We start from the raw sequence: 437 nt of genomic DNA, 5'->3' as shown, positions 1-437 counted from the left end.
CCTTGCTCCACCCATCTTGGAAAAGCTCACCAGTGACGGCGGCAACCGCATTATTCTTCGCCATCTGCCAGCTCCTTCAAGGCGGCATTGACCGTCAATGTCAGGTGACTGCGGCGGCGCTCTGCTAGCGAATGAACCTGATCGGCAAAGTCCAGAACGAACCCGGCGAGGCTCCGCATCTGCGATAGACTGCCCGGCCCGAAGGGCGGTCGAAGGCCCTTCTTGTTCGCCTCGTTCATGCGCTTGGCGATCTGGGAGACGTTGTTACCCACACGATTCAGGGCTGCACGGAAGCTGCTCAGCTCAGAAGACAGGTGTTCATCGGGGATGAAAACGCCATTCGCACACTGGATCAGGCGGCGCAAACCATCCGATCTGCTGTTGATCCCGTTCTTGCTCAAGACGGCATCGAACGCGCGAAGCTCTTCTTCGGTAAC

At 58.4% G+C, this 437-nt stretch carries 1 protein-coding gene; it reads right to left on the bottom strand.

Annotated features, from left to right (window positions below; genetic code table 11):
* Positions 1-50 precede the first annotated feature (50 nt).
* Positions 51-437, bottom strand: a 387-nt coding sequence (locus EP376_RS22735) for a hypothetical protein (protein WP_206074849.1), incomplete at its 5' end; no start/stop codon positions are given.

Source organism: Alexandriicola marinus, assembly GCF_004000435.1.
In the GTDB taxonomy this organism is placed as follows: domain Bacteria; phylum Pseudomonadota; class Alphaproteobacteria; order Rhodobacterales; family Rhodobacteraceae; genus Alexandriicola; species Alexandriicola marinus.
Note: the sequence above shows the minus strand (reverse complement) of the source record. Positions and strands in the feature narration are given on the sequence as shown.